Below are 25963 nucleotides of genomic sequence, written 5' to 3'. Positions count from 1 at the left end.
TCATGGCTGACGAAAGCACCAAGCGGTTCCTTGAATGGATCGACGTTCTCGCCAAGGGCATCCTCGCAGGAGGCTCCCTCGGTGTCATCGCGGGATGGTTCGACCTCCTGCCCATGGCCCGCGGCGTGGCGCTCGGCGGGCTGGCCGGATGTCTCGCGGCCATCAACTTCAAGCAGCGCAGGGACGAGAAGCGCAAGAACGACAGGGACGCGTAATGCAGCTCCGCGTCGTCCTCGCACTGTGCGCCACCCTCACCTTCTGGGCCTCGGCCTTCGTCGGCATCCGCGCGGCCCTGCCCGACTTCGATCCCGGACACCTCGCCCTGCTGCGCTTTCTCTTCGCCTCGGCCGCCATGCTGGTCTACGCCTTCATCGCCAAAATCCGCCTGCCGAGACTGCGCGACCTGCCGATCATCCTGCTGCACGGATTCCTCGGCTACACCGTCTACCATGTGGCCCTGAACTACGGCGAAACCACGGTCAGCGCCGGATCCGCGAGCTTCATCATCAGCTCCATCCCGGTCTTCTCCACCCTGTTCGCCGTGGTGCTGCTGGGCGAGCGCATCGTCAAGCGAACCCTCGTGGGCATCGGCATCAGCATGGCGGGCATCGCGCTCATCGCCTTCGGCGAAGGCGGCGGCATGAGCTTCGACTTCGGCGCCCTGCTCATCCTGCTGGCCGCCGTGTCCGAGAGCCTCTACATCGTACTCCAGAAGCCCTACCTGGAACGCTACACGCCCTTTGAGTACGTCACCTACACGCTCATCGCCGGGACAATCTTCATGGGCCGCTTCCTGCCGGGACTGCCAGAGGCCGTGGCCGGGGCGTCCTTGGAGAGCATCCTCGCCGTGGCCTACCTCGGCGTGTGCCCGGGCGCGGTGGCCTATGCGTTCTGGTCCTACGCGCTCTCCAAGGGCAATGTGTCCAAGATCGTGGTGACGCAGTACTCCCTGCCGCTGCTGACCATCGTCATCGGCCTTATCTGGCTGGGCGAGTTCCCGGCCCCGCTGGCGCTTGCGGGTGGTCTGGTGTCCCTTGCGGGCGTCGTCCTCATCACGGTCCCCAAGGAATTCCTGCGGCGCTGGACGCGGCGCGAAGCCTGATCCAAAGCGAATCACGCACGAAAAAGCCGGGCATCCGATCGGACGCCCGGCTTTCTTTTTTCATTATACGAGACCGCTACAGCACGCGGAACTTCTGGCGGGTGCCCTTGCGGTTGTCCACCAGATGCACCGAGCAGGCGATGCACGGGTCAAAGGAGTGGATGGTCCTGAGAATCTCCACCGGACGATCCGGGTCGGGGCAGGGGCAGCCGATGAGCGACTGCTCCGCGGGACTCAGCTTGCCTTCCTTGCAGCGCGGACCGAGGTTCCACGTGGACGGAACCACCATCTGGAAGTTCTCGATCTTCTTGTCCTTGATGCGAATCCAGTGCGAGAGGCCGCCACGGGTGACGCAGCACATGCCGACCCCCTTGGCCTCGTCCGGCATGGTCCACTTGCGATAGATCTTGTCGTCGCCTGACTTGACCCGCTCGTCCACTTCGTCGATCCACCCTTCCATACGGCGGGTGAGCATGGCGGTCTCCACCACGCGGGACACGGTGCGGCCCATGGTGGAGAAAAGGTGCTCCGACTTCATGCCGGTCTTGGCGAACACGTCGTCCAGCATCTTCCTTGTCTCGGATTCGCCGCGCGCGTAGGCGATGGCCCGACGGGCGAGCGGCCCGGTCTCCATGGCCTCGGTCTTGTAGCGCGGCGCCTTGGACCACGAGTACTTTTCCTTGTCCTCGTAGTTGGTGTACTTCGGATCGGTGACGCCGTCGTACGGCTTGAGCACGTCGTCGCCCTTGTACCAGCTTCGGGCCACGTGCTCGTCGATCTTGTCGATGTCGAGCTTTTCCGCGCTGTCGAGGTCGTTTCCCCAGAGCACGCCTGAGCGGAAGTAGGGGTCCTTTCCGGTGCCGGGATCATAGAAGTCGCTGAAGTCGAAGAAATTCTTCGTCCTGCCGTACTTCCACGACTCGGGGAATCGCTTGGCCATCATGACGATGTCCGGCATCATGGCGTTTTCCACGAACTCCTTCGTTTCCTGCCAGAGGCTGCGGAAATGCGTGACCACCTCGGGCTTGAGGCTGTCGTAGCAGGTCATGCCGCCCACGACCATGGACTGGGCGTGCGGATTCTTGCCCGCGAACAGGGCCATGGCCCGCGCGAGCTTGAGTTGGACGCGCAGTCCTTCAAGATAGTGGGCGGACATGATGAGGTTCTCCTCGGGCGAGAAGCGGTAGGCCTCGTTGCCGCCGAGGAAGTAGGCGTTCTCCAGAAAGCCGAGCTGTCCGGTGCCCACGAAGTCCTTGAGCCGCTTGCGAACGATGAACAGGTCCGCCGGGTCGCCGCCGCGGTTGCTGGTCTTGTCCACTATTGCAGCGGCCTTGGCCGGATCGGCCTGTGTGGCGGCGGCCATGTCTATCCAGTCCAGCCCGTGCAGATGATAGTAATGCACCAGATGGTCATGCACCACCAGCGCGGACAGGATCAGGTTGCGCATCAGCCCCGCCAGCGGCGGCACTTCGATGTCGAGCGCGTTCTCGATGGCGCGGATGCTGGTCAGGGCGTGGGTGTTGGTGCAGACGCCGCAGGCGCGCTGGGTGAACAGGGGCGCGTCCTCCGGCGGTCTGCCCTTGAGGATCTGCTCGATGCCCCGGTAGAGCTGCGTGCTGACCCACGCGTTCTTCACGTGATCGTTTTCAAGTTCCACCTCGACCTTGAGATGGCCTTCTATGCGGGTCACCGGGTCCACGATCAGGCGGTTGCCGGTGCCGTTCATGGCATTGCTTTGACTCATGCGGTAATTCCTCCTTCCTGATGGCGCGGGTTAGGTTTCCGGTCCGTCCTCGATGGGATGGAAGAACGGCGAATAGTCGTCCCAGAAGTTCGGCTCGCTGCATCCGATGCAGGGCGCGCCCGCCTGAACCGGCCAGCTGACCTGGTTGAACAGGGAGGTAGGACAGTTGTTGTAGGTGTACGGCCCCTTGCAGCCCAGCTGATACAGGCACCAGCCCTTCTTGGCTTCGTCGCTCCCGAAGTCCGGAGCGAACTCGCCGCGGTTGAAGTGCTCCTGCCTCGGGCAGTGGTCGTGGACGGTGTTGCCGTAGAACATCTTGGGCCGATTCCAGGCATCCAGCTCGGGCATGCCCTTGGTCAGCAGATGGACCACGGTTCCCACGAAGTTCATGGGGTGCGGGGGGCAGCCCGCGATGTTGATGGCGTTGACCCCGACCGCCTTGAGCGCCTCGTTGGTGCCCTTGGCGCCGGAGGGGTTGGGCGCGGCCGCCTGAATACCGCCGAAGGAGGCGCAGGAGCCCATGGCGATGGTCGCGTTTGCCTTGGCCGCCACACGTGCAAAGAGCTGGAACATGGTCTCGCCGCCCACCTTGCCGTACTCCCCGCCGTGATACGTGGGTATACCGCCTTCGATGACGCAGACGTACCCTTCGGGATTCTTCATGGCCTTTTCAAGCGCTGCGTGGGCCGCCTGTCCGGCGGAAGCCATGACGGTCTCGCAGTAATCCAGCGAGATGGTGTTCATGATGATTTCATCGAAATACGGCTGGTACGCTCTGAGCAGTCCCTCGGTGCAGCCGGTGCATTCAGCGCCGTGCATGTAGATGACGGAGGGCCGCTTCTTGTTGGTCAGCGCATGGGCCACCCTGGGCGCGAAGGCCGGTCCCATTCCGATGAAGGCGGCCATGGTCCCGCAGAATTTCATGAAGTCTCGACGACTGGGCTTTTCGGTTCCCGCCATCATCTTGAGTGTATCGAACCTGTTCGAGTTCGGCATGCGATCCTCCTTGGCTAACCGGGCTTGTGACAGGCGGTGGTGCAGCCGACGGGATTATCGCTCCCTGCGGCTCGCCTCTGCGTATGACAGCCGAGACAGCTCGGCGCTCCCTCGGAGTGCCATGCCCTGTAAAAGCCGGTCTTGTCCTTGGGATCATCCGCACTGTGGCACTGGCGACAGGCCACGAATTCTCCCAGCGTCTTGTCCGACTCCTTGTGATGACACTTCTGACACGGCACCCTGATGGCATGGAATCCGTGCGCGAACTTGACCTCCTTGACCCATGTGGCCAGCGGCTCGTTGCCCTTCGGACGCTCCAGAACGATTTCGTCGGGGACCTTGTAGGCGACCGCCGTGGTCACGATGACGGCCATCGCCAGAGAAGCCGCCACGGAAAACAGGACCTTTCGGAACATGCTTCCTCCGTTTGGTGAATAGTTGAGCTATCGGGAGCAAGTATACACGGAACGCGTATTATTCTGATTATAAGTTTTCCGAACCCTGCCCACTCTCGGGGAGGAGGATACTCCGCGAGAGTCGGACTCACCCCGCTTCAATGGAGAACAGAAGCGTGGTCCCCTCCTGTTCGGAGGTCCGCAAACCGAGGGAACCGCCCAGGGTCAGGGCCGTCAGGCGGGCCGAGTATGTTCCGAGACCGCTGCCGTCCCTCTTTCCGTGGGTTGCGTACTTCTCGAAGAAACTCTCTCTTACTGCTGCGGGCACGGCCCCATAGTTGTGGACGGAAAGCCTATACCCCTCGTCCGGACTCCCGCCCCAGCGAATGGTGACGGTCGACCCCGCCGGTGCGGCTTCGAAAGCGTTTTTCACCAGATTGGAAAGCATGTTGTGATAAAGGGAGGGCTCCCCCGGCAGTTCATCGCAGCGCCCCACCTGAACGACCTCGAGACGTTTGCCCTGACGCAGGCCTTCGCAGTCGGCAATCACGCCCCGCACTACAGACGCAATCTCAACATCCTGCATCTCGGGAACATACTCTCCCCGCTCCATGCGATAAAGCGTCAGCGAGCCGTTGACCATGTTCAGCAATCGGCTTCCCGCATCCTCCACAAGCTCTCCGGCTTCCCGCACATCCGGGTCTTCGTGCGTCTTGAGCAATTGCGACAGGGACACAACGCCACCGAGAGGACTTTTGAGATCGTGCTGCGAGATGCGGGCCACATCTTCCTTGAGCTCCTCCAGCTCCTTGCGCTGCGTCACGTCGCGCAGTGACACGAGTGTGACCGGCCTGGAGTCCCACTCCGTCTCGGTGGAGCGGATTTCCATCACCTTCGCGCCCGTCGCGGTCTGCACGCAGGTTTCGACGTCGCCGTCCTGCCCGAGGGGAAACTTCATGCGCAGCTCGGAGAGCCCGTCCTCGTCGGTCTCGAAAAGCCTCTGGGCGGCACCGTTGCCGGTGATGATGGTACCGGAGTCATCGATGATCAGAAGGGCGTCAGGGTTCAGCTCGAAAAGTTTCGCGGCCCGCTCCTTCTGCCGTTTCAGCAGGATGTTGCGGATGCTGAGCTCCCGCTGGGCGTTCACCAACTCGTTGTTGAGCTGCATGATGCTGTCAAGCTGCGCCGGATCCTCGCTGCTTCCGAGTCCCATCGATAGTTTCTGCTGGCACTCGCGAAGCAACACATTCTGCTCGTTCACGATGGAAATCATCTGGTCATAGAGGTGTACCAGATTCTCCGGCATGGGAGAGATGACCACGAGCACTCCCTCGTCGTGCCGCACGCCGAAGTAATAGAGAGGACGGACGCCTGCCGACGTGATGGTGTTGAGTTCCCAGCCCATGGACGACTTGTGGGTCTGCACCCGCTGCAGAAAGTCCGTGAGCTTCTCCACGGAGCCGTCATCCACCACGGAGACAAGATCTTCGGAGTCGGAAGAATCGAATATGCCCAGTTCATCGGATACAACACGCAGGACCTGTGAGTTGTGGTCACATATCACCGCTGCGCCCTGCGGGTGGGGAGTGAGATCATGCGTCATGACACCAGCTCCCAGCCCGTACTGACTGCGGCCTTGGCATCCGGCGCGGTCGCATCCGCCCCCACGAGGGATACCAGCTCGGGATTCGCGGCAAAGGGTGCTCCGCCGACCATGACCGCCGGTGCGAAGTCGGGGTCCTCCTTGAGCGCCGCGACAAGGGACCTGACCGCCTGAACGTTGTATGAAGTCGTGCATGAGATGCAGACAAGGTCGGCCCCTTGCTCCCGGACAAACCCGACCAGATCGGCATCCGGCATGCCTGAGCCGAGAAAATGGGTGATCCAGTTGTTCATCTCGAAAAAATCGCAGACCATGCGCATCCCCATCTCGTGCAGCTCGGAGCTGACGCAGCAGCCCACCACCGTTTTTCCGGCAGAGCCGTCACCCACGATACGCGGAAACAGATTGGACATGATCAACTGCGTGACCGCCGTGCTGTAATGCTCCACGGCGACGCTCACCTTGTTTTCCTGCCACAGGCGGCCGATGCGGTACTGCGTGAACTGAAAGACGTCTATGTACAGGGACGGGATGTCCAGCCCGTCGTCAAGGGCCCGCATGATCGCATCCGTAGCCCTGTCGCGCTCTCCGGCCAGAAGCGCCGCCTGATACTCATCAGCGACAAGCATGGTCCGGTCATGATCGAAACCGCTCACCGCTGCCCCCCTTCCGTTTCGCCGGAGGGCGTGGTGATAACGCCGAGCGCATCCAGATTCTCGAGAATCCACTCGTAAAGCGTGGAGAGAAAACGGGCTTCCTCTGGCTGCAGCCGACTCCGGGTAAGCTCCATGCAGTGCGGGAGCATCCGGCGCCAGTAGTCCAGAGTGAACCCGTGCCCGCGGTAGGTACGCAGCGCCCATGCCACGGTTTCGACGAACTCGCCGGGGCTGAAGACCCGCGTCACGGAATGCATGTAGCGGAAATGGTTGGCATGGTTCTCACGCATCATGCCACGTTTGGATACGGGAACAATCCTGTCAATATCCGGCTCGGCCTCCATCCTTTCATTCAGACCGACCGCCAGACTGACGTGGGCATCCACGGCAGACCCTGCTCCGGGAGCGCTCACTTCCTTTGAGACGAGGTTGTCCCTGAGTGCGTCCAATGAATTCATTTCGCTTCACTCCGCATTGAAAGATGAACACCCTACTCAAAAAACCAATACCGAATAAAAGTACATCATGCGTAAAACGCATACGGCAAGGCGTTTCAGCATGCTTTTATAAACGGCAATGCAAGCGTAATCAATAACATGCCCGAAAAAAAACGCCCCGCATTACTGCGGGGCGTCTTGTTGATGCTAGCGTCGTCCTGCGGACTGTGGCGCGCGTTTTCCACCGCGCGCCCCACTGGAGCCGCCGGGGCGTCCGGAGCGTTTTCCGGAGCCGCCGCCGGGCCTTCCGCGGCGCGGGGCGGACGTTCTGATGTCCGCGCGGTCATAGTCGAACCCTTCGAGCTTGTGACGCTCGATACGCTGGTTGACGATCTTTTCGATCTGTCCGACGAGACGCTTGTCGTCGTCAGGAGCCAGCAGGGTCAGCGCTGCGCCCGTACGCTCGGCACGGCCAGTGCGGCCGATGCGATGCGTGTAGGTCTCGGCAGTATCCGGCAGGTCGAAGTTGATGACGTGGCTCACACGGGCGCAGTCGATGCCGCGGGCCGCGATGTCCGTGGCGACCATGATGCGGAACGTGCCGTCGCGGAACCCGTCGAGGGCGCGGCGACGCTGGTTCTGACTCATGTTGCCCTGCAGGAAAGCCGCCTCGTGTCCCTGACGCTCCAGCTTGCGAGCCAGATTCTTGGCGCGATGCTTGGTGCGGGTGAAGACGAGCACGCTTTCATGCTCGGTTTTCTCAAGCAGGTCTTCCAGCAGGTGTCCCTTCAGGTGATGCCTGACGGGATAGAAGGCATGACTGACGCTGTCAGCGGGGCGGGTGTTGTCCACCTGCACGGTGACAGGGTTGTTGAGCATCCTGTCGGCCAGCCTGCGGATGTCGTTCGGCATGGTGGCGGAGAACAGCAGGTTCTGACGCTGCTCGGGCAGCTTGGCAATGATGCGGCGAAGGTCGGGCAGAAAGCCCATGTCCATCATGTGGTCGGCCTCGTCCAGCACCAGCGTATCCACCTGGTCCAGCTTGATGACGCCCTGATTGAGCAGGTCAAGCAGACGACCCGGGCAGGCCACCACCACGGTGGCGGAGCGGGCGGCCTTGATTTGCGGAGTGAAACCGACGCCGCCGAAAACGGCTGCGGTACGGATACCGGTCTGCTTGCCGAAAGCCACAAAGCTTTCCTGAATCTGCAGTGCCAGTTCACGCGTCGGCGCGAGAACCAGCGTCTTCACGGGACCGCGCTTGGGAGCGTCGGCGTCCAGCAGACGCTGCAGGATGGGCAGCGCAAAGGCTGCGGTCTTTCCGGTTCCAGTCTGCGCAAGGCCGAGCACGTCGTTGCCTTTGAGAACATCGGGGATGGCCTGCTGCTGGATGGGGGTCGGGGTCTCATAGCCACAGGCCTTGATTCCAGCGACGATGCGCTGGTCAAACGAAAATTGGTCGAAATTCACTAACTAGTCCTAATTTGGAAGAAAATATGAACGACGGCGCGTGACAGCGGTCGTAATCCGGCAATGCCGGGGAGCTTCAGGCAGGTCTCTGGGACGAAAAGTCGATCTTGGTCCGAATTGCTGCGGAACAGGGTCGCCCGTTGGGGAACAGGCGTGAGGGTTTCCGTGCGTCCAGTCACGCTGAGGTCTTACTTTGTAGACGTTATCAGCACAGATGTAAAGCGGCAGCGCGAAGACGGGACGAACAAAGCCCGGGAGCGCCGCAAAACGGGCGCTCCCGGGCTTTTCGCCCTTCCGGTTCCGATCCTCGCCGGAGCGGTTATTCCACGGGGAAGGAATCCATGTTCGGCTTCATGGCCCTGCCGAGCCAGTCAATGGTCCGGCCGAGATTGCCCATGTTTCTCATGCCTTCCGCGTCATCGGCGGCTTCGGCCTTGTTCAGCCCGTAGCCGAGGTTCCAGTAGGTGGAGCCGGGGACGATCATCTGGGACATGAGGAACATGTGGTTGATGGAATCGTAGACGTGGATTCCCCCGCCGCGACGCACCGCAACGACTGCCGCGCCGATCTTGCCGCGCAACAGGCCGCCGTTGGCGAGGCCCACGTAGCCTGCGCGGTCGAGCACGGCCTTGAGTTCGGCGGAGACATCCGAGAAATAGGTCGGGCTGCCGAACACCAGCGCGTCGGCGCGAACGATCTTCTCCATCAGGTCGTTGAACAGATCGTCGTGCGCAATGCACGTGCCGTTCTTTTCCTCGAAGCATTTGTTGCAGGCGATACAGCCGCGCACCTTGCGTCCGCCCACCTGAACGAGTTCGGTTTCCCAGCCGGCCTGCTCCAGCGGTTCGAGGGTCGCCTTGAGAAGCGTTTCGGTATTGCCGCCCTTTCGCGGGCTTCCGTTTACTGCTACTGCGTACATGTTGCCTCCTTTGGCTTGCGTTAGTACGAACAGGGAACAAACATAACATGATCTTTCCTCTTTTCAAGAGGTTACACCAAAGTCAGCCACTTACACGCATGTAAGTCAGGAACCCCCATGATCCAGCAGTGCCCCCTCAAGAAGGTCAACGACAAGGAATACCGATGCTTTTTCGAACTGACCCTTCAGGTCTTCGGCGGAAAGTGGAAACCCGTCATCATATTCCATCTGGCACGCTCCGGGACCATGCGATACGGGGAACTCAAGCGGACCATGCCGCAGATATCCGAGAGGATGCTGGCAAAGCAGCTGCGCGAGCTGGAGAAGGACGATATCCTGACCAGAAAAGCCTATCCGGAGGTTCCTCCCAAGGTCGAATACACCCTGACCGAACTTGGCCGGAAGTTGCTCCCTGCCCTGCTCGAACTGCGCAAGTGGGGCATCGAATACGAACGTCACCTCGGCGGAGGCGAGCTGGTCTTCGACCCAAACGAGTACGAGCCGCTGGAAGACCCTGTCCTTCTTTCCGAGTGACCGCTCAAAAAAAGGGACGGCACTGGACTGCCGCCCCCTTGCGAGAGAGTCTGAACCGCGATCTAGCCCTGTCCGAGACGGCGTCTCATGGAGAAGGCCATCAGCGCTGCCAGACCGAGTCCGGCAAGGACCACGGAAGAAGGCTCGGGGACCGGAGCGGACTCGAATGTCGACGGCACCACGAACGCCTGTTCATAGCCGCCGTTGAGCGAATGCATCCTGAAGTCCATGGAGATCATGTCGTACGGACTGTCCCCGCTCCATGCCGCGAGCATGGCGTTGAGCTCGGGAGAGAAAACCGCATACGCCACCTGATCCGATCCGAGGTTGTGGGGGAAAGGTCCGGCGACAGCGTCCGGGCTGCCGCACGGCACCGGAACCCCGGAGGCGTTGATGCATACGTCTCCGCCCGAAATGATATAGTCCTCGAACGGAGTCGGTTCCCATGAGGCATCGGAATATGTCGGAGAGACATACGTGCCGGGATCACCGCCGAAGATACCGGTCCCGTCGCCGTTGGGGCTCGCCAGATCAAAATACTCCGGCGTTGCGCCGCCGGTGCTGCTCCAGACCTTGACCTGCCCGTATGCCCAGAGGTCCTGAGCGGACCGTTCCTGCGTGTTGTTGAAGAAGAAGGCCGGGCTCTGTCCGTTCATCTGCCCTGTGAACGCTTCGATGGTCGAATCCCACGTATCGGGCTGATTGGCCGGCATGGTGGGGGTGAACCCGGGATCCGGAGTCGTGCCGGTAGAAAACGTGGGCACGCCGGAGCTGTTCGGGGTCGGATACGCGTCATCCATACCCGCGAAGTTGGTGTTCACCCCGGTTCCAGACGCACCCGTAGCTATGACGATGCCATCCTTGATATGACCGGCAGTCGACCGGACGTAATAGGGATTGCCGGGCCCTGTTCCTCCCCCGAATTCCTGATCGTACTGATACGCCAGAACCGGCAGGGAGTATGAGTAGAAATCGCCGTACAGGAAAGCGTTGGCGGTTGGCTCAGGAAACGTGAATGCACGTGCCCATGAAGGCATCGCGAGCATGATGGCAACAACGAACAACCATGCGTAAACAATTCTGCTCATAGCACCTCCTCCGATTATTACCAAGAAAGCAAAATCCATGCGCGCAATAAATAACACCTTCATTACAGGCTGCTAACCACACTCTCAGTATGAAAAAGTGTATGGTTTTCAATACACCCTCAAAGCTTTCTTTACACCTCGTTACTCATGCGGGACAGGTCGGCTCTTCCCTTCCTGATTGCGGGAAGGGGTGGACAGCACAGGACCTTGTCTGTACGAATCTGCGCCGAACGGCGCGACAGGGTCGCCGCTCTCGCGTCGACAGGGTTCGGCATCCATAAACAGAAACGGACCCTTCCGGCCAAAGCCGGCCAAGGGCCCGTTTCAGGAATATAATCGCCGCACGCTCAGGTGCGGCCGGGTCGGCTCAGGATCTTCTTCCGCGCCCGCTGCTCGGCGGGATGTCGGCCCCGCAGTTGCGGCACCGCACCGAGTCGTGCTTTTGCGAATCGCCCACAGCCTGCTTGTGGCTGCATTTCGGGCATATCCGCACCTTGTTGAGCAGCGAGTTGATCGCCACGAAGAATCCCCACATGCCTTTTCTCCGGCTACAAAAGTTCGTGCTCGAGGATGAGGGAATCCAACGTCACCATACCGACCATTTCTCCCATGTGCTCCACCGGCGCGCGGTGGATTTTCATGCGGTGAATCAGCCGCGTGGCGTACCGGATGTCCATTACGGCGGGAACCGTGATGACGGGTTTGGTCATTACCTCGTAGACGCTCACATCCTCGGCGTCGAGACCGGGAACGAGCACGCCTTCGACGATGTCCATGATGGTTATGATGCCCCAGGCGTCATCCTCGTGTCGCCGTTCCACAAGCAGCTCGGAGACCTGCGCCTGCCGCATCTTGTCTGCGGCGACCTTGACGGTCGCCATGCCGTCGATGCTCAGGATTTCCGACTGCATCACGTCCCGAACGCGGACAATGGACTTCTTCATCTCTGCACCCCTTCGAATACTGAATTATTAAAAATACTTCTCGCGGACTTCTTCCTTGAAGCGCTCGATCTGGCTCTCCATCCCGATCACCTTGTCGATGGGAACCACGAAGGCAATGCCGGTGCCGGGCTTCTGAAACTCCCCGGCAGTCCGGATGGCCTCGAGGACGGGATTGACGAGGTGTTCCTCGAGCAGGAAGAAGACGATATCGGTCTGATCCTCGAGCGTAAGCCCGAAGAACGTCTTTGCTTCACGCATCCCGGTTCCGCGGGCGGAAATGATCGTCGCCCCCGTGGCTCCCGCCTCCTTGGCCGCGTCCACGATAGGGTCGGTCTTGTGCGTCTTGACCGGGGCGAAAATGGCTTTGAACTTCATGACATCATTCCTTTCGCGTTTTTGCTCTGGTACGCATGTTCAGCAGATGCGCGATCTGCGCGTACCCCATGACGGCAATTATCGGAAAAAGACTCGCGAACGCAATCAGCCCGAATCCGTCCAGAGCCGGATTGCGTCCCGGAACGGCCTCTGAAAGGCCAAGCCCAAGCGCCGCCACCAGCGGTACCGTGACGGTGGAGGTCGTCACGCCTCCGGAGTCGTACGCAATGGCGATGATCTTCTTGGGCGTAAAAAACGTCATCAGCACGACGGCAACATACCCGCAGAGTATGTAAAGGGAAAGGGGCGTGCCGGTGACGATGCGGTACGCCCCCAGCGAGATACCGAATGCCACTCCGATGGCCACGGTGATGCGCAGCCCCCACTGGCTGATGCTGCCGCCAGACACTTCGCTGGCTTTCAACGCCACGGCCAGCAGCGACGGCTCCGCGATGGTGGTGGAGAAGCCTATCATGGCGGCGAACAGATACACCCACAGATAAGCGGTCCACTCGGACTGGGCCTGAATACCGCCGACGAGAAAGTCCGGAGCGGTCAACTGGGCCACCATGGCCTTGCCCACGGGGAACAGGGCCTTTTCCAGGCCGATGAGAAACAGCGCCAGCCCGAGCACGACGTACACACCGCCCATGATGACCCTCGGCAGATGCGGGATCGGCTGGCGAATGACGAATATCTGGAAAACGAGGATCAGCCCGAGGATCGGCAGCGTATCGCGTACCGTCGCCAGAAATACCGATCCGAAGTCAATGAAAAATTCCATATGGCTTCCAGACTTAAAAGATTATGAGGCCGTATCCCATCACGAAGATCATGGGCAGCAGGCTCGCCAACGCCACAAGTCCGAAGCCGTCCAGCAACGGACTGCGGCCGCGGATGATGGAAGCCAGCCCCACGCCGAGCGCTGCCACGAGCGGCACCGTGACAGTTGAAGTGGTCACCCCGCCGGCGTCGTAGGCCACACCAATGATCTCCTCGGGGGCGACGATGGTCATCAGCATCACGAGAACGTAGCCGCTTATAATCACGACAGAGATCGACCACCCGCGGATGATTCGGAGCACCCCTATCAGGATGGCGACGCCCACCGAGAGCGCAACCGACAGTCGCAGTCCCATGGCGTAGCTGTCCATGGAAGACTGTGCGGCATCAATGAGTTTCGCCGTGGCAGCGATGCTCGCGGCTTCGGCGGCGACGGCGATCAGCGCGGGCTCCGCCACGGTGGTGCAAAAACCCAGCAGAAAGGCGAACGTCAGAATCCAGAACAGACTCCCCTTCCTCGCAAGTGACCTGGCGAGGTTTTCCCCGATGGGGAACAGTCCCATTTCGAGCCCCTGCACAAAAAGAGCAAGCCCGATGAGCACCAGCAGACTGCCGAAGGCCACCTCCCCGAGATTCGGGAACGGCTGCTGAAGCACCACGGCCTGAAAGAAGACCACGACGAGAATGATGGGAAGCATATCCTTGAGCGAGCTCCAGAGCTTGCCCAGAATGACCTTCGCTATTCTATTGAGAGTTCGAACCTGCATGATTATGGATAGTTCCGCCTTTTTCGCACCCTTGCAAAAGAAACGCCCCAAGTCAAAGATTCTTTGCCGTTTCGCACATATTTATCACTGGAGAGACGAAAACAGGGGGAACCGGCCCTTCGGACGGACGCGAAAGGCGCGGGCGCGCTTCATCCGCATACTTTCTGCCCGTGAGCGGCGCATCGCGATGCCCCGCTCACGGGGCAGCTGAGGGCAATCGCCGAATCAGCCCTGCAACTCCCTGACGAGCAGACGGCCGACCTCCGCGCCCGAGGCCGGGTTCTGCCCAGTGATGAGCCGCCCGTCGACCACGGCATGCCCCGCAAAGGGCTTGTCGGCCTTTTCGTAGACTCCGCCGCAGGCGCGCAGCTCGCTCTCGGTGAGGAACGGAACCACCGAGTCGAGCTCCGCAAGCCGCTCTTCCTCGTCGGAAAAACCGGTGAGTCGCTTTCCGTCGATGAGCAGCGTCCCGTCGGACAGCCTGAGATTCAGCAGGGCCACCACGCCGTGACAGACGCCGGTCACGAAGCCGCCGTTTTCGTAAATCCCGCGGCTGATCTCCTGCAACCCCTCATTCTCGGGAAAGTCCCACGCGGTTCCGTGACCACCGGCGTAATAGATTGCGGCGTAATCGTCCGCCCGAAGCTCGTCCGGACGCACGGTGGCCCCGAGACGGTTCATGAACGACTTGTCCTGATACCACTGCCAGTCCGTGTCGTCGGCACCTTCGAGACTGTGCGGGTCAATGGGCGTGTAGCCACCCTGAGGGCTGACGTAGTCCACCTCGTATCCGGCCTCCCGAACCTCCTTGACGAAGTGCACGGCCTCACTCAGCCAGAGGCCAGTGGCACGGCGCATGTTGGGATATTTCGCGACGCTGGTCACTGCAACCAGTATTTTCTTCGACATGAGACACCTCACATTGTTTTCTGCTTTTTACGGATGCAACGAATGAAGTTAGCACACGAAGCTGAGAGATGTCATACCTGAAGGGAATTGTCTGGTTTCCGGAGTGCGCAAAAACGAAACGGGCCGACGGATTGATCCGTCGGCCCGAGTGCGGTTCGGCGCATAGTCCGGCACGGGCTCAACGGGGCCCGGCCGGAAACGGCGACTTATTCAAACCAGGAGTCGACCAGTTCCCGGTTGGCTTCGATCCACTTCGCGGCGCCCTCCTCCGGGTCCTCGGCGCGCTTGATGGTGCCTATAAGCTCGCCGAGAGTGGCGTCAGTCATGAACCACTTGTTCATCCACTTCAGCACTTCGCCGAAGTCCTCCTTGAACCCTTTGCGGGTGATGAAAAAGATGTCATCCCCATCGCCGTAGACGTTCTTGGGGTCTTCAAGGTACTTGAGATCATATTCGGCAAAGGCGAAGTGCGGATTCCACAGGGTCACCACCACGGGCTTCTTCGCCTTGTAGGCCGCGTCCAGCACGCCAAGCATGGCAGGTTCGGAGCTTTCCACGAACTCGTAGTCCAGCCCGTAGGCCTCCACGGCTTCGCGGGTCATCTCGTTCAGGCTGGACCCGGAGTCGATGCCGATGATTTCGCTTTCAAACATTTCGGCGTTCTCGGAGAGCTGGGCCAGAGAGTCGATCTCCACGTAGGACGGCACCACGAGTCCGAGGCTGGCGCCCTTGTACCACGCGCTCTGGATGTCGAACTCATCGCCGAAGCGATCCACCATCGGCTTGTCGGAGTTGGGCAGCCACACTTCCAGGCCGATATCGAGAGAACCGGAGGCCACCCCGCCGTACATGACGCCGTTGCCCACCTGCGTCAGCTCGACATCGTACCCGCGCTCCTCCAGAAGAATCTTCCACATGTTCGAGACGGCTACGTTTTCGGCCCAGTTGTTCACGCCGAAACGCAGCGTCTTTTCCTTGGCAGCGGCAGGCTGCGAAAAAACGGACAGGACAAACGCCATGGCCATGATCGCAATGATTCCCTTCAGCCTCATCATAGATTCACTCCTTTGGTACTGTTGATTTTTTTCAGCGGTGAGTCCAACGACATTCCCTCACGAGTTGGAATCCCGCTCCTTGACCTTTTTCGACCGGCGAACCCTGCCGACCGGCACTAGACACGCTGTATGATATACAAGTATGTCGCAAACATACTGAACGTTTTGAGTTGCTTGAATGCAAAAAGAGTCTCGGGGGACGGCCTGCTGAGGCAAAGAGGCGACAGGTACAGGGTCCCCTTGACTGGCGGCGCGTCCCCGTCTCCTTCCGCCAGTTCCAGAAACGCGGGGATGTGCCCTGCCGGAAGCGCTTCGTCAAAAACGAAGTTGCCCGTGAACTCGATGTTCTGATGCTCGCGGTTGAGCGACTGCATACGTTTGAAACAGCGCACGACTTCGGCGCTCCCGAGCGGTTTGCCGATGTAGTCCAGCGTCTCCTGATCCGCCGACTCGAGGCCGACATTGATGTGGACTCTGGCTCCGCACGCATCGAGCTTTTTGAAAAAACCATCCTCCTTGGCCATGAGCGACGCGACGCTGGCAAAGATGAAGACGTTCGCGCCCCGCATGTAGGATCGGTCGAAGCCCAACCCGTTTCGCGCCTCCGAGATGGCGAACAGGATGTGGTCGTCAGCGGTGTTGAGCGCGTCGTGATCGCCCAGAAAGATAGAATTGTAGTTGTACCGATCATCCCCATAGAGTGCGGCCAGCCCATCAATCTGCCGACGAATCTCCATGCGCGAACGTTCCGAGAACGGCATGTCGTTCTTCACCGAACAGAAACGGCATTTGTAGAGGCAGCCCTGCGAGATGTTCAGGGGAATGACGTCGTAATCCGCATGGCGGGCATCCGGGGGCAGCACGGAAGTCCTCCCGCCGCAGACCTCGAAAAGTCGCTCGGCCTTGGCCTGAAGGCGCTCGGGAGAATTCCTCAGGGCATCTTCCAGAAACCGGTTGAAACGAGGCGGCAGCTCCACGGCGGCACTGCGGACCTTCTCGATCTCTTGGTGCCAGCCGTTCAGAATCCGCCGCACGCCCGGCGTGGCAAACGGGTCGTCGCCGATGATGTTGTTGGATTCGTAAGGCAGGTTGGGAAGGTAGTATTCCCCAACGGTCTTGTACACTTCGCTGTACGGCTCTGGAATCCTGAACGAGATCGGGGCCGGAAACGAGGCGTCAGTCAGCGTTTCCCAAGACCCCGCGTAGCCCCCGGTGGAATAGTATACCCAGTCGTTGCCGGCGGTACGCTTGAGGTACTCCAGATCGCTCGGCCAGTCTTCGCCGCGCCCTTCGGCCCTGACAATCTCGTTGTTCAGGTTGAACCGCAGCAGGGCGGACTCGGTTTCAATCTCCGAATACACGCCGTACATTACCGGACGCCGCTGTTTGACGTGGGCGTTCTCGCCGCGCCTGTGCAGCGTGATGCGAAACCCGTCACCCTCGACGGTTTCCGTGCGGAGGTTATCGAAATCCATACTCATTGTTGCCCCACTACCGCAGCAGTTCCTCTTCGAAGGGATAATGCGTCAGCAGTTTCGTACCGTGCTCGGTCACCAGAAGCTGCTCTTCGAGCTTGACGCCTTCACCCCCGCCCTGTTCGCCGATGTAGGACTCGACGCACAGGGTCATGTTCGGCTCGATCACGCCGTCATAGCCCGCATCCGGGAAGTCGGCGCGGTGGTAGAGGTACGGATATTCGCCAGACATGCCCACGCCGTGCGCAGAAAGGTAGTAACGGTTGGCGTGATATTTTTCCGGGATGTCCCACGCCCTGTCGGCGTATTCGCGAAAGGTCATTCCGGGCTTGATGATGTCGATGTTGTGCTGAATCTGCTCGTACGCGACTTTGTACAGAGTACGCTGCTCCTCGGTGGGAGCGTCGGGGCCCGCATGGAACGTGCGGGAAAAGTCGGAGTAGTATCCGTGACACCCCACCACGTCGGTATCGAACCCTACCAGCTCGTTTTTCCCGATCACCTTGTTGGCGGACTCCTGAAACCACGGGTTGGTGCGCGCGCCGGAACTCAGGAGCCTCGTCTCCACGTAGTCACCGTTCAGGGCGATGACCTCCTGATGCAGGATGGACCAGAGCTGATTCTCGGTGATGCCCGGCCGGATGGCGCCGCGCATCTTGCCCGTGGCCTGCTCCGTCGCCTGAAGCGAGGCGATCATGCACTTGACCTCCTCGTCGGACTTGATGCAGCGGGCCATCTCCACCGGCTCCTGCGCGTCCACGATCTGCACGCCGTTCTTCGCCATTTCGATGGCCACCCCGGCGTTCATGCGCTCGATCCCCACTCGCAGTTCGGGACCGACGAGCTCCTTCATGAGCGAGATCATCTTGCGCGCCCACTCTATCTCGCGCTCCTTGATGTTCGGCCCTGCCGCCACGAAGCTCGCGGTTTCGGAGGGGCGCACCTCGTCGATGGTCTCAAGGCCGTCGGCAAGGTGCAGGCAGCCCGTGAATTCAAAGAGAATGCTCCTGTCCTGCGTGAGCAGCAGGTAGCGCGACGGCGCGTTGCGGGACGAGAAGACCTGCATGTTTCTGGCACCGGTGGCGTAACGGATGTTCACCGCGTCGGACAGAATCATGGCGTTCACGTCGTAACGCTCCATCTGCTCGCGCACGCGGCCCAGACGGTACCGGCGAACCGCCTTCAGATCGATGCCCACGCTCTCGGGGGCGAGATCCACCAGCTCGGGCCAGCACATTTTGTCATCATCCGTATGCCACTCCATCAGGGCCATATTCCACCTCGGGTCTTTGGCGTTTCATGTTTTTCTGCTGCCGCATTCCGGCGTCCATCGCTGCGCAACCTATACGCGAACCACAGGAAAACAAAGCTAGAACCTATTCGACTTTCAGATAGGTCATAGACCTCCGAGACCGGATGTAGTATCGTCACCAACATGAAGGACATCGCCACGAGGGGTAAAAAACTTTGATTTCTTTCAATTTTTCGCATCTTGAATGTTTCGTGACCGCCGCGGAAACGGGATCATTCTCGGCGGCGGGGCGTCTGCTGGGCAAGGCGCAGTCGGGTGTCAGCACCGCAGTGGCGAATCTGGAGATAGACCTCGGCGCGCAGCTCTTCGACCGAAGCCGCAAGTACCTGACGCTGACGGACGAAGGGGAGGCGCTGCTGCGCGATGCGCTCGGGGTCATTCGAGGCGCGCAACGGCTCAAGGACCGCGCCCTGTCATTCTGCGCCGGGGAGGACACGCACATCCGCATCGCGCTGGACGAAGCGCTTCACCCTGACTTCATAGAGAAGCACCTCAGACCATTCGAGGAACAGTTTCCTTTCACGGAGCTGGACATCCAGACGGGCATCTTCAACGACGTTGAGGAATACGTCGCAGCGGGCAAGGCCGACTTGGGCCTACTCATCAGCTCGGGGATTCCCAAGCGTCTGGAGGCATACAAGCTGCTTTCCTACGTCCCGTTTCAGGCGGCGGCCTCGAGGCATCATCCGCTGACGCACAAGGAAGACGTGTCCGTGGGCGACCTTGAGGACGAACGGCAGATCGTCGTCACCAGCCGATCGGAAGCCAAGGACACCGAGGTCACGCACTTCAGCCAGAAACGCTGGCTCATCGACAGCTACGCCGCGTGCGCCTCACTGGTGGAGCGCGGCCTCGGGTGGGCGTTCTTCCCATCCCCACTGCTCAAGAGCGCTCTGGCGGAGCGGGACATCCTGCCCGTCTCACTTGAACTCGAGATTCGCGAGCACGCCTCGCCTTTGTATCTCATCCGCAATCAGAACAGGGACATGGGCCGCGCCGGACAGTGGCTCCTGCGCAACTTCGGTGAATATCGGATTTGAGTATGACCAAAGGACAACGGCACGTTGATGAACGCCGGTTGTCATGCGACCGGCGGAATTGGTTGCAGACGAGTCACAACAACCATCTCAAACCCTTTGCATTTTTTCTCCGGAGCGCTATATTTGCCCAAATCTGCGGACCAGGGCGCGGCTTTGCGCCTGATGGATTGCGACACAGAACAGGCAAGGAGCTGCCATAATGACCCAACGGATCACCACCGGCAAACTCGCGGTCGACCAACGTCTTTACGACACACTGTCCCCGCTGGCGGAGGAATGCGGCATTGACGCGGAGTCCTTCTGGAACGGGCTGGAGCGGCTCGTGGAGGAATTCGGCGAGCGAAACCGCGACCTGCTGGAAACGCGGGAACGGCTTCAGGCTTCCATTGACGAATGGCACCGGGAGCGTGCCGGGAGACCTCACGACCATCAGGCGTACCGGGCGTTTCTCGAAGAGATAGGCTACATCGTTCCGGACGGCGGCGACTTCAGCGTCACCACGGCCAACGTGGACCCGGAAATCGCCTCCATCGCAGGCCCCCAGCTCGTGGTGCCCGTGACCAACGCCCGCTTTGTCCTCAACGCCGCCAACTCCCGCTGGGGCAGCCTGTATGATGCCCTCTACGGCTCGGACGCCATCCCCGAGACGGAAGGCGCGGAGAAAGGCACCGAATACAACCCGGTGCGGGGCGACATGGTGATCGCCGAGGCCGCAGCCTTTCTGGACATCGCCGCCCCCCTCGCACAAGGCAGCCATGCCGATGTGGCGCGATATTTCCTGACGGACGGCGGCAAGGGGCTCGGCATCGAGCTTTCCGACGGCACGGAAACCGGACTGGCCGCCCCCGAGCGTTACAAAGGGTATTCCGGCGGTGCGGACGCCTTCTCCGTCCTGCTGGAAAACAACGGCCTGCACGCGGAGATCGTCGTGGACCGAAATCACCCGGTGGGCGCGGGCAACCCTTCCGGCGTCAGCGACGTCATCCTAGAGTCCGCCATGACCACCATCCTCGACTGCGAAGACTCGGTCGCCGTGGTGGACGGGCCTGACAAGGCCCTTGCCTACGCCAACATCATCGGCCTCGTCCGCGGCGAGCTTGAAGCGCGCTTCCGCAAAAACGGCAGGACCGTGACCCGCACGCTCAACCCGGACCGGCAATACACCGCGCCCGATGGCTCCCTCTTCACCCTTTCCGGGAAAAGCCTGCTGTTGGTGCGCAACGTGGGGCACCTCATGACCACTCCGGCCGCGCTTCTGGACGGGCAGGAGATTCCCGAAGGCATCCTCGACGCCTTTGCCACCGGCCTCATCTTCAAACGCGACATCGCGGGCGAAGAAGCCGTGGGCAACAGCGCCACCGGAAGCGCCTACATCGTCAAGCCCAAGATGCACGGCCCGGACGAAGTGGCGTTCACCTCGGAGCTTTTCGGCAGGGTCGAGGAACTGCTGGGGCTGCCGCGAACGAGCCTCAAGATGGGCATCATGGACGAGGAGCGCAGGACCACTTTGAATCTCAAGGAGTGCATCCGTCAGGCCGCCGACCGGGTCATCTTCATCAACACCGGCTTCCTCGACCGCACGGGAGACGAGATTCACACCGACATGGAAGCCGGACCCATGGTCCCCAAGGACACCATGAAGGCCCAGCGCTGGATTACGGCCTACGAGGACTGGAATGTGGACATCGGCCTCGAATGCGGGCTCGCCGGCAAGGGACAGATCGGCAAGGGCATGTGGCCCAAGCCGGACAGGATGCGCGAGATGATGGACACCAAGGCCGCCCACCCCGAAGCCGGGGCGAACTGCGCATGGGTGCCCTCCCCGACCGCCGCCACGCTGCACGCCATGCACTATCATCAGGTCAACGTGGCCGAACGCCAGAAACAGCTTGCCGGCAAGCGCCGCGCCGACCTCGACGATCTGCTGCAACTGCCGGTCATGAGCGAAACCATCTCCGCTGACAGGGTCCAACGAGAGCTTGACAACAATGCGCAGGGCATCCTCGGATACGTTGTCCGCTGGGTCGAGCAGGGCATCGGCTGTTCCAAGGTGCCGGACATCAACGACGTGGGTCTCATGGAAGATCGCGCCACGCTGCGCATCTCAAGCCAGTACATGACCAACTGGCTGCTGCATGGCGTCTGCACCGGGGAGCAGATCACGCAGACGCTTGAGCGCATGGCCGCAGTCGTGGACAAGCAGAATCAGGATGCCCCGGGATACCGCCCCATGGCTCCGAACTTCGATGACAGCGTCGCCTTTCAGGCCGCCCGGGACCTTATCTTCAAAGGCCGAACGCAACCATCCGGATACACGGAGCCGATCCTCCACGCCAGACGCATCGAGGCAAAGAGAAAGTTCGGCATCATCTAGCTACCAAGGAGGCTGTCCGGGACGCTCGGGCAGCCTCTTTTTTCGAGTGAGCGAAAAGACGAACTCGCCATCTAGAAGCCGCAAGGCTGACCCTGCGCGCTGTCGCCTGCTGTTTGGCCATCATATCGGCTTTACTGATGAATGATCCGGTTACAGACTAGATGTTCATCTGCCAGGATCACATGCCTGCCCCCTTTCAGCCTGTCGCGACGGGAATTCTTTGGGCGCGCAGTGACTGACCGACCGTTCCTTTGTGCAACCGTTCTGAGGCCTGCTACGGACAACAAAAAAAGGGTGGCCCGAAGACCACCCATTCTTGTCATCCATCACCAGCGCGATCAGAAGCGCTCAAAGTCATCATCCAGCGACAGATTCACGCCGTCCGAAGAACCTGAATCAGCCGGCCCCTGCTTTCCGGGCTTGGCCTTCTGTTCGCCGGAACCGATGGCCTTGGGCTTTTCCGTTTGCACCTTGGGCGCCCGCTGCCGCGACTGACTCGGGCGGCGACGTCCCGAGCCGACATTGAAGAATGAGACCGTCTGCTGAAGGCTCTCGGCCTGTCCGGAAAGTTCTTCGGAGGTCGAGGACATCTCCTCGGAGGCAGAGGCGTTCTGCTGCACGACGTTGTCGAGCTGCTGTATCGCGCTGTTGATCTGCGAAGCGCCGGAGCTCTGCTCCTGAGTGGCGCTGGTTATGTCTTCTATCAGATCGGCCGTCCGTTGGATGTCAGGCACGAGATGGCTGAGCATCTCTCCGGCCCGGTCGGCTATGTCAACGCTGTTGCCCGCCAGCTGGCTGATCTCGCCGGCGGCCACGCCGGAGCGCTCGGCCAGTTTGCGAACCTCCGCAGCAACGACGGCAAAGCCCTTCCCGTGTTCGCCCGCGCGTGCGGCCTCAATGGCGGCGTTCAGGGCAAGCAGGTTGGTCTGCCGTGCGATTTCTTCGATAATGCTGATCTTCTCAGCAATCTCGCGCATGGCAGTCACGGCCTCGCCGACGGCAGTCCCGCTGTCCTCTGCCTGAGTGGCAGCGCTGCGGGCAAGCTCTTCCGTCTGCTTGGCATTCTCGGCGTTCTGGCCGATGTTCGAAGCCATCTCCTCCATGCTGGAGGAGACCTCTTCAATGGAGGCGGCCTGCTCCGTAGCCCCCTGTGAAAGTGTCATGGACGTTGAAGAAAGCTCCCCGGCGCCGCTGGAGACACTGTCGGTAACGTCACGCACATCCCCGACAACCTGCTTGAGTTTGTCGCCCATCTCCGAAAGCGTCCTTGCCAACACCCCAACCTCATCTCGCTGGTCGACATCAAGCCTCGCCGTAAGGTTGCCCTTGGCGATCTCACTGGCGAACGCAACGCTTCGCACCAACGGGTTGGTGATGTTCTTGGCGAGAAGGAACACTACAGCCGCGACGATAAGCAGCGCGCCCACGGCGAGGGCAACGCTCAGATACAAGAAGTTCTGGGAATCCTTGTAAATGGTTTCTCTGGGAATAACGATACCGATGCTCCACGGCGTCTTGGTACCCTGAACCCGGATGGGCTGGAAAAGGAAGTATGATTCGTCTCCGGTCAGGGGTGAAGCCATGAATGAATCAAAGCTCTCGCCTTGCTCAATGGAACGCATGATGGACTGTGAATACTCCTGATTCAGGAACTGGCCGAGTTCCTTGTTGACCAGATCCGGATTAGGGTGCGCCACCACCGTTCCCTTGTTGGACACGATGAGCGCACGCCCGGTACCCATGGGGTGAACCCCGTCGACCATGTCCTGAAACGCGGCGAGGCTGAAGTCGATGCCCACAATACCTATGAAGCGCCCTTTCGACTCGACCGGCACGCTCATGGTGGACATGTTGATGTTCGCCACGTCCGTGTAATACGGTTCTGTAAGGTACGGCCCTCCCGTGTCACGGGGGCCCTTGTACCAATCACGGGTATTCGGATAGTCGAACTTGGTCAGGTTGACGACCTTGAGTTCGCCGCCTTCGCGCCACCAGTAGTTGCCATACGCGCCGCCCATGTGCTCCCACATGGGATCGCCAGTGGCCTTGTACTCGGCATCCCGCGCGTCAAGCGCATTGGGTTCGAACGCGCTTTGTATTCCGAAAAAGGTATCGTTCGAGAGCAGAACCTTCTTCTGAATCTCATCGACCATATCACGGTCGACAAGGTCCTTTCGCTGAACCATGGCCTCGAATACTGCGGCGGTTGTCAGACTTGCGTCCAAGGCCTTTTCGATGTCGTTCTTGACCTGATTACCATACCTGTTTGCCATTTCGTAAGCCAGTTTCTTCGCAGCCTCAACGGAGTTCGTCTCCGACTTGGTGACCACGATCACCGTGTAGACTGTCAGAATCACGGCCACGACCAGACAGACGCTCACTCCGATCTTCAGTCTCAGTGGAAAATTTTTGAATGCCATAGAGCCCCCCTTTTAAAACAAAGAACACGACCAACCCTGTTCCCAGTCTGAATCGAATCCGTACGCCAGAAGCACATTCTCCCGACTCAGCCGGAACAATCCCCCTCACTATTTATTGGAATATACGCGAACAGACCTGTGAGCGAGTATTATTTTATCGGGACAAAGCAAACAACCCTCTGTCACAACGACAGAATAATCCAATTCAGACGGTTTGACCCTACCTGCCTTTCTTATCCCCAATAAGACTTCTTCCTTAAGCTCAAAGCAGCACCAAAGGACGGATAGCAAATAATTGGCGCACATGACTTTGTTAACCAAACATGAAAACAAAGATCATCCGAGACACCGTCTGCACTTTTCTACACAACGCCCAATCTGAAGAAGTGGCCCTGACTTGGCCGAAGAATGCGAAGTGGAGTGTGTGGGAGGGGGGCTTTAGGTGCTGAAAGCCGAAAATTCGGATTAGGCCACATTTGGACCACAAACCGGATTTCCGACCGTCAGGCAACAAAAAATGGCTCCGGTAATCTACCGAAGCCATTAAGGAAAATTGGTGGAGCTGGACAGAATCGAACTGACGACCTCTTGAATGCCATTCAAGCGCTCTCCCAACTGAGCTACAGCCCCACTGCGTTGGGAGAAATGTGTTTAGCGAAACACGGTATCGCTGTCAACACATTCATGGGAGAAAAATGAAAATCTTTGAAAAGATTAGCGAAGTCGCGTGGCGAGCCAGTCCAGCACAAGGGAAGGATTGACCGGCACCTGCGTGTTGAGGGCATCCTGAGCCTCACCGAGAGCGAGGTCCAGACGACGCAGGCCGTCGGGGCCGAGCTTCGCCGCCATTTTGGAGCCGAGATCGTCCGCTGCCCCGCTCATGGCGTTGCGAAGATGCCGCTGCATACCGAGCAGGACCTGAAAGGCAAGATCAGCATCAACTTTTCCCTTGGTGGACGTCCGCGAAAACCAGCCGCGTCCCGACTGCCAGAAACCCACCATGGCCGCACACCACTCATCAATGTCCGAGTCGTTCGCGGCTACCTCGGGCCATGCCAAGGTCACCACGAAGCTGCGGGACACCAGTGTCTCCAGCAGTCTCTCGCGCTGCGGGGTGCACAGGACGAACACGTTTCCCGGCCGGGGCTCCTCAAGGGACTTGAGCAGCGCGTTGGCCGACTCGGTCATGAGCCGCTGGGCTTCGGCGAGAATAGTGACGCGGTAACCGTCTCCGTGCGGCGGCTGGCCCCAGATGGGACGGGCCTCGCGGATGGGCTCCACCTTGATGAGGTCATCGCGTCCGTCAAACACCATGAGGTCCGAGAAAGCCTGATCCGATATTTGGCGACACGTGACGCATCCGGCACAGGGTGTATCCGGCACGGCACAGTTCAAGCGCATGGCCCACCACTGGGCGGCGGCGAAACGTTCGTCCGCGTTGCCGCCTTCGATGACCACGCTCTGGGGCGGATTGGACGCCAGGGCGCCCAGCCGGAGAATCGCGTTCTGCTGTCCGGAGAGGACGGTGAGCGGATCAGTTCGGCCGGACGCCATGGCTCGTATTC

The 25963-nt window shown here is 60.2% G+C and carries 25 protein-coding genes and 1 tRNA gene; 5 read left to right on the top strand and 21 right to left on the bottom strand.

Annotation, left to right across the window (positions count from 1 at the left end; genetic code table 11):
- Positions 1-2 precede the first annotated feature (2 nt).
- Together BR24_RS07435 and BR24_RS07430 are read left to right on the top strand one after the other, a co-directional pair.
- Positions 3-215, top strand: a complete 213-nt coding sequence (locus BR24_RS07435; protein WP_496540867.1) for a hypothetical protein — start codon at positions 3-5, stop codon at positions 213-215.
- Positions 215-1102, top strand: coding sequence for a DMT family transporter (locus BR24_RS07430; RefSeq protein WP_496540866.1), 888 nt, complete (start codon positions 215-217; stop codon positions 1100-1102). Before BR24_RS07435 ends, BR24_RS07430 begins: the two co-directional genes overlap by 1 nt.
- A gap of 76 nt (positions 1103-1178) precedes the next feature.
- Here the strand turns inward: BR24_RS07430 and BR24_RS07425 are convergent, their stop codons facing one another.
- From BR24_RS07425 to BR24_RS07390, 8 genes are all read right to left on the bottom strand, one after another.
- Positions 1179-2846: a nickel-dependent hydrogenase large subunit gene (locus BR24_RS07425; RefSeq protein ID WP_496540865.1), complete on the bottom strand. Its 1668-nt coding sequence runs from the start codon at positions 2844-2846 to the stop codon at positions 1179-1181.
- 30 nt (positions 2847-2876) lie between these two features.
- Positions 2877-3842 (bottom strand): hydrogenase small subunit, encoded by a 966-nt coding sequence (locus BR24_RS07420; RefSeq protein WP_496540864.1) that lies wholly within the window; start codon positions 3840-3842, stop codon positions 2877-2879.
- Positions 3843-3856: 14 nt separating this feature from the next.
- Positions 3857-4258 carry a cytochrome c3 family protein gene (locus tag BR24_RS07415; protein ID WP_496540863.1) on the bottom strand — a complete coding sequence of 134 codons (402 nt, stop codon included), beginning with the start codon at positions 4256-4258 and terminating at the stop codon, positions 3857-3859.
- A 127-nt stretch (positions 4259-4385) separates the two neighbouring features.
- Entirely contained in the window at positions 4386-5840 is a 1455-nt protein-coding gene (locus BR24_RS07410; RefSeq protein WP_496540862.1) for a sensor histidine kinase, read from the bottom strand.
- Entirely contained in the window at positions 5837-6496 is a 660-nt protein-coding gene (locus tag BR24_RS07405; RefSeq protein WP_496540861.1) for a cobalamin B12-binding domain-containing protein, read from the bottom strand. Before BR24_RS07405 ends, BR24_RS07410 begins: the two co-directional genes overlap by 4 nt.
- Positions 6493-6954, bottom strand: coding sequence for a hypothetical protein (locus tag BR24_RS07400; RefSeq protein ID WP_496540860.1), 462 nt, complete (start codon positions 6952-6954; stop codon positions 6493-6495). Before BR24_RS07400 ends, BR24_RS07405 begins: the two co-directional genes overlap by 4 nt.
- 186 nt (positions 6955-7140) lie before the next feature.
- Positions 7141-8403, bottom strand: coding sequence for a DEAD/DEAH box helicase (locus BR24_RS07395; RefSeq protein WP_496540859.1), 1263 nt, complete (start codon positions 8401-8403; stop codon positions 7141-7143).
- Positions 8404-8722: 319 nt separating this feature from the next.
- Complete coding sequence (locus tag BR24_RS07390; RefSeq protein WP_496540858.1) at positions 8723-9322, bottom strand: flavodoxin family protein; 600 nt, start codon at positions 9320-9322, stop codon at positions 8723-8725.
- A gap of 117 nt (positions 9323-9439) precedes the next feature.
- Here BR24_RS07390 and BR24_RS07385 point away from each other — a divergent pair, with 117 nt between their 5' ends.
- Positions 9440-9856 carry a winged helix-turn-helix transcriptional regulator gene (locus BR24_RS07385; RefSeq protein WP_496540857.1) on the top strand — a complete coding sequence of 139 codons (417 nt, stop codon included), beginning with the start codon at positions 9440-9442 and terminating at the stop codon, positions 9854-9856.
- 62 nt (positions 9857-9918) lie between these two features.
- Here BR24_RS07385 and BR24_RS07380 read toward each other — a convergent pair whose 3' ends face one another.
- The 10 genes from BR24_RS07380 to BR24_RS07335 form a co-directional block, all read right to left on the bottom strand.
- The gene (locus tag BR24_RS07380; protein ID WP_496540856.1) at positions 9919-10944 is read right to left on the bottom strand and encodes a PEP-CTERM sorting domain-containing protein; all 1026 of its coding nucleotides are present in this window, start codon (positions 10942-10944) and stop codon (positions 9919-9921) included.
- Between the two features lie 367 nt (positions 10945-11311).
- Positions 11312-11479: a hypothetical protein gene (locus tag BR24_RS07375; RefSeq protein ID WP_496540855.1), complete on the bottom strand. Its 168-nt coding sequence runs from the start codon at positions 11477-11479 to the stop codon at positions 11312-11314.
- A gap of 13 nt (positions 11480-11492) precedes the next feature.
- Positions 11493-11888 carry a CBS domain-containing protein gene (locus BR24_RS07370; protein WP_496540854.1) on the bottom strand — a complete coding sequence of 132 codons (396 nt, stop codon included), beginning with the start codon at positions 11886-11888 and terminating at the stop codon, positions 11493-11495.
- Positions 11889-11915: 27 nt separating this feature from the next.
- Positions 11916-12263 (bottom strand): P-II family nitrogen regulator, encoded by a 348-nt coding sequence (locus BR24_RS07365; RefSeq protein ID WP_496540853.1) that lies wholly within the window; start codon positions 12261-12263, stop codon positions 11916-11918.
- Positions 12264-12267: 4 nt separating this feature from the next.
- The gene (locus tag BR24_RS07360; protein ID WP_496540852.1) at positions 12268-13047 is read right to left on the bottom strand and encodes a DUF1538 domain-containing protein; all 780 of its coding nucleotides are present in this window, start codon (positions 13045-13047) and stop codon (positions 12268-12270) included.
- A 13-nt stretch (positions 13048-13060) separates the two neighbouring features.
- A complete protein-coding gene (locus BR24_RS07355) occupies positions 13061-13813 on the bottom strand; it encodes a DUF1538 family protein (protein ID WP_496540851.1) in 753 nt (250 codons plus the stop codon).
- 225 nt (positions 13814-14038) lie between these two features.
- Positions 14039-14722 (bottom strand): type 1 glutamine amidotransferase domain-containing protein, encoded by a 684-nt coding sequence (locus tag BR24_RS07350; protein ID WP_496540850.1) that lies wholly within the window; start codon positions 14720-14722, stop codon positions 14039-14041.
- A gap of 206 nt (positions 14723-14928) precedes the next feature.
- Entirely contained in the window at positions 14929-15777 is an 849-nt protein-coding gene (locus BR24_RS07345; protein WP_496540849.1) for a glycine betaine ABC transporter substrate-binding protein, read from the bottom strand.
- 116 nt (positions 15778-15893) lie between these two features.
- A complete protein-coding gene (locus BR24_RS07340; protein ID WP_496540848.1) occupies positions 15894-17258 on the bottom strand; it encodes a radical SAM protein in 1365 nt (454 codons plus the stop codon).
- Between the two features lie 10 nt (positions 17259-17268).
- Positions 17269-18525, bottom strand: a complete 1257-nt coding sequence (locus BR24_RS07335; protein ID WP_496540847.1) for a M24 family metallopeptidase — start codon at positions 18523-18525, stop codon at positions 17269-17271.
- A gap of 194 nt (positions 18526-18719) precedes the next feature.
- Between BR24_RS07335 and BR24_RS07330 the strand changes: the two genes are divergently transcribed.
- Both BR24_RS07330 and BR24_RS07325 read left to right on the top strand, forming a co-directional pair.
- On the top strand, positions 18720-19604 hold the full coding sequence (locus BR24_RS07330) for a LysR family transcriptional regulator (RefSeq protein ID WP_496540846.1): 885 nt from the start codon (positions 18720-18722) through the stop codon (positions 19602-19604).
- Between the two features lie 199 nt (positions 19605-19803).
- On the top strand, positions 19804-21978 hold the full coding sequence (locus BR24_RS07325) for a malate synthase G (protein ID WP_496540845.1): 2175 nt from the start codon (positions 19804-19806) through the stop codon (positions 21976-21978).
- A 338-nt stretch (positions 21979-22316) separates the two neighbouring features.
- Here BR24_RS07325 and BR24_RS07320 read toward each other — a convergent pair whose 3' ends face one another.
- The 3 genes from BR24_RS07320 to BR24_RS07310 form a co-directional block, all read right to left on the bottom strand.
- On the bottom strand, positions 22317-24398 hold the full coding sequence (locus BR24_RS07320) for a methyl-accepting chemotaxis protein (protein WP_496540844.1): 2082 nt from the start codon (positions 24396-24398) through the stop codon (positions 22317-22319).
- 554 nt (positions 24399-24952) lie between these two features.
- Positions 24953-25028, bottom strand: a tRNA-Ala gene (locus BR24_RS07315).
- An 84-nt stretch (positions 25029-25112) separates the two neighbouring features.
- Positions 25113-25952, bottom strand: a complete 840-nt coding sequence (locus tag BR24_RS07310) for a DNA polymerase III delta subunit-related protein (RefSeq protein WP_496540843.1) — start codon at positions 25950-25952, stop codon at positions 25113-25115.
- Positions 25953-25963: the final 11 nt, after the last annotated feature.

It is taken from the genome of Pseudodesulfovibrio halophilus DSM 5663 (genome assembly GCF_059568665.1).
Note: the sequence above shows the minus strand (reverse complement) of the source record. Positions and strands in the feature narration are given on the sequence as shown.

Coding starts and splice junctions, on each gene's coding strand:
- BR24_RS07355 (WP_496540851.1), bottom strand. CDS start 13,813: ATGCAGGTTCGAACTCTCAATAGAATAGCGAAGGTCATTCTGGGCAAG.
- BR24_RS07415 (WP_496540863.1), bottom strand. CDS start 4,258: ATGTTCCGAAAGGTCCTGTTTTCCGTGGCGGCTTCTCTGGCGATGGCC.
- BR24_RS07380 (WP_496540856.1), bottom strand. CDS start 10,944: ATGAGCAGAATTGTTTACGCATGGTTGTTCGTTGTTGCCATCATGCTC.
- BR24_RS07325 (WP_496540845.1), top strand. CDS start 19,804: ATGACCCAACGGATCACCACCGGCAAACTCGCGGTCGACCAACGTCTT.
- BR24_RS07345 (WP_496540849.1), bottom strand. CDS start 15,777: ATGATGAGGCTGAAGGGAATCATTGCGATCATGGCCATGGCGTTTGTC.
- BR24_RS07385 (WP_496540857.1), top strand. CDS start 9,440: ATGATCCAGCAGTGCCCCCTCAAGAAGGTCAACGACAAGGAATACCGA.
- BR24_RS07320 (WP_496540844.1), bottom strand. CDS start 24,398: ATGGCATTCAAAAATTTTCCACTGAGACTGAAGATCGGAGTGAGCGTC.
- BR24_RS07360 (WP_496540852.1), bottom strand. CDS start 13,047: ATGGAATTTTTCATTGACTTCGGATCGGTATTTCTGGCGACGGTACGC.
- BR24_RS07425 (WP_496540865.1), bottom strand. CDS start 2,846: ATGAGTCAAAGCAATGCCATGAACGGCACCGGCAACCGCCTGATCGTG.
- BR24_RS07430 (WP_496540866.1), top strand. CDS start 215: ATGCAGCTCCGCGTCGTCCTCGCACTGTGCGCCACCCTCACCTTCTGG.
- BR24_RS07435 (WP_496540867.1), top strand. CDS start 3: ATGGCTGACGAAAGCACCAAGCGGTTCCTTGAATGGATCGACGTTCTC.
- BR24_RS07340 (WP_496540848.1), bottom strand. CDS start 17,258: ATGAGTATGGATTTCGATAACCTCCGCACGGAAACCGTCGAGGGTGAC.
- BR24_RS07410 (WP_496540862.1), bottom strand. CDS start 5,840: ATGACGCATGATCTCACTCCCCACCCGCAGGGCGCAGCGGTGATATGT.
- BR24_RS07350 (WP_496540850.1), bottom strand. CDS start 14,722: ATGTCGAAGAAAATACTGGTTGCAGTGACCAGCGTCGCGAAATATCCC.
- BR24_RS07335 (WP_496540847.1), bottom strand. CDS start 18,525: ATGGCCCTGATGGAGTGGCATACGGATGATGACAAAATGTGCTGGCCC.
- BR24_RS07370 (WP_496540854.1), bottom strand. CDS start 11,888: ATGAAGAAGTCCATTGTCCGCGTTCGGGACGTGATGCAGTCGGAAATC.
- BR24_RS07400 (WP_496540860.1), bottom strand. CDS start 6,954: ATGAATTCATTGGACGCACTCAGGGACAACCTCGTCTCAAAGGAAGTG.
- BR24_RS07365 (WP_496540853.1), bottom strand. CDS start 12,263: ATGAAGTTCAAAGCCATTTTCGCCCCGGTCAAGACGCACAAGACCGAC.
- BR24_RS07420 (WP_496540864.1), bottom strand. CDS start 3,842: ATGCCGAACTCGAACAGGTTCGATACACTCAAGATGATGGCGGGAACC.
- BR24_RS07375 (WP_496540855.1), bottom strand. CDS start 11,479: ATGTGGGGATTCTTCGTGGCGATCAACTCGCTGCTCAACAAGGTGCGG.
- BR24_RS07310 (WP_496540843.1), bottom strand. CDS start 25,952: ATGGCGTCCGGCCGAACTGATCCGCTCACCGTCCTCTCCGGACAGCAG.
- BR24_RS07390 (WP_496540858.1), bottom strand. CDS start 9,322: ATGTACGCAGTAGCAGTAAACGGAAGCCCGCGAAAGGGCGGCAATACC.